Here is a 2,572-nt window from a genome sequence, read left to right as displayed (position 1 = left end):
TCCTCCTCTTCAAGGACAATCCTCCGGAACTCCCGCCGGCTCCACCCGACGGGAACTACGCCGGGACCGAAGCCAGAAAACTGATATTAGAGGCGATTAACGGGACGATCCAGAGTTTGAAGCTAAACGTGGAGGTTAGACCCTGACTCCAAAACCCTTTTATTGTTCCTGGGGTGTACTTCCTGGTGTAATACTGACCGTGGGGAGTGTCAATGAGGGGGAAGGGCGTTTCCAGGTTCATTCGGTTTCCGTGGAGACGGATCATGGAGCCGAAATATTCCCTTCCAATTCTGATCGTTATTGCATCCGCCATCAGGCTTCTACCCATGCGCTTTAAATACCTCCTGGGCTACGATCCTTACTTTCATCTGGCATACATAAGGTACGCGCTGGAGAAGGGTGAGTGGATCAACTTTTTCCCCTATGCCTATGGTCCAAGAGGTTTCCAGCTCAGGCTGTTTCATCCTCTGGGCCTCTGGCTGGCTCCAGCTTATGTACACCGGCTTCTTTCGGTTTTCGGTGTATCCCTGTACAACGCCTTCCGAATAACCCCCGTCATCTTTGGTGTCCTGACGGTGATCTTCGTTTATCTCTCGGTCCTCAAGCTCTATGGAAAAAGGGAGGCTTTTCTTTCCGGTTTTCTGCTCTCCGTGATGTTCGGCCACGTCTTCCGTTCGATGGCCGGCTACTACAGGGGAGATAACTACATGCTCTTCTGGTACAGCGTTGCACTTCTGGGTATGACCCTCGCGTTGTCGGTAAGAAAACCCTCCTGGAGATACAGGAGACTGCTGTTCTACCTCATCCCTGGCATCTCCGCCGGACTCGCTGCTGCGTTCTGGCAGGCATACTATCCAATATTCGGGCTCCTCCTGGCAAATGCCCTTATGATCTCGGTCGGGGCGTTTCTCTTGAAGCGGGATAAGTACATCGTGGACGGGATTGTGCTCGTGCTTTCCTCCGCGGCCGGCGCCCTCCTGGCCAACTGGCTTGGGGGTAAAGTTGGTTACGGAATGGTGGCGTACAACCGGTGGCTGGGCAAGAAGCTGGCCGAGGAACTGGGGATGCAGTTTGGATGGATCAGGGATCTGTTTCTGCTTGTGTACCTCAAGTATGCGGTGCCCCTTGCGCTCCTGGCATTGGTTGGTCTCTTCCTGCTCTCAAGGATGCTCCGGGGAAAAGGTATCCGGATTGCAATAGTCCTCATCGGCACGGTCGCGGCTCTCTGGATCACTGCCGGGTATTATGGGGTGATGAATGGAGTACTCCTTAAGCTGTTCCCCCAGCATCCCATCGCCGAGACTCAAAGAACCTCCTGGGCTGACTGGTGGAGTGCCTATGGAATCGGGGGAGTTCTCGTCCCGCTGTTTTTCCTGCGCTTCATAAGGAAACCCCGGGTAGGGGACTTCCTGATCCTTGGAACTGTTCTCGTGCTCCTTCCCATGGCCATCGTGTGGACCCGTTTCCTCTTCACAGGCTCTCTGGCGATGGCCTTGACGGCGGGGATAGGCCTCTCAGCGGTCTATGATCTGGCCCGTTCTTTTCTCGGCGAAGTTTTTGGGAAAAATACCGGTGGGGACCGCCGGAGGGTGCTTTCCATGGTCCTTGTGGGTCTACTCATAATCTTTCCCCTCGTGGCGGCCTACCAGGGCGTGAGTACAGCTCTCTCGGTGCATCCCTTCGCCAACGAACACTGGGAGAGGGCTCTGGAATATCTGGGTGAACACTCAAACATCAACGACATCGTTCTCACCTGGTGGGATCAGGGGCACTGGGTTACTTACTACTCTATGCGAGCTCCAGTTGCACAGGGAGGCCCGAGTCGGTGGGTGGCCCAGTATTATACGGGCCTCAAGAAAGAAAGTGACCTTATGAAGGCCGGTGTTGATTACGTCATAGTCTCCTACGACACCCTGGAAAAGTTTGGGGCCGTGTTGGAGACAGCCAACGTATCCTCAGAAGAATACGCACTCGTCGTGTTGAATAGGGGGACCACCTATGGGAACATGGTCGTCTTCTCGAACGGACCCTACTCCCTGATGGCTGCCCCGGGTAAGACATGGGACGTTAAGGTCAACCTTGGGGGCAGGATTGTTATCCCGAAGCGCGTTTTCATCGAGGCCGGAGGGGATTTGGGGGAGGTCAAAGTATCCAGCAGACCCACGGGGGAGGTGTACGCTTACCTCAACCTTAACTATGGATACGCCGTGATCATGAACGATAAAGCCTTCAACACAACCCTCGCAAGGCTCATGTTCACTGACGAGTATCCCGGCGATTACGGGCAGGTCTACTCTGATGGTGGCATCGTGAAGATCTTCAGGTTCAATCACTCGAACGTAATCGTTACGACTGAGAACGGTTTGATTATTCTTAAGTTCATGAACGCCACCGGGACTGGGATCGGGATATACGGCTACTTAGATAATGGGACGCTGGTGTTCAAGAAGTGGTACGGGGTTAAGGGGAAGGATGAGTTTCTTCTTCCAGATAACATCAACGGCAGTGTTGTTGTAAGGTATACGTACAGCAAAGGGAAGACCGTGCTGGACAGGGGGATCTTCAGGATAGA

Annotated in this window: 1 protein-coding gene; it reads left to right on the top strand. The window is 53.8% G+C overall.

The window, feature by feature from the left end:
• Positions 1-263 precede the first annotated feature (263 nt).
• Positions 264-2,572, top strand: a 2,309-nt coding sequence (locus MV985_RS05245; protein ID WP_297463964.1) for an STT3 domain-containing protein, incomplete at its 3' end; no start/stop codon positions are given.

It is taken from the genome of Thermococcus sp., assembly GCF_027012695.1.
In the GTDB taxonomy this organism is placed as follows: Archaea; Methanobacteriota_B; Thermococci; order Thermococcales; family Thermococcaceae; genus Thermococcus.
The sequence above is the reverse complement of the archived record's forward strand: the minus strand, read 5'-3'. Positions and strand labels throughout refer to the sequence as shown.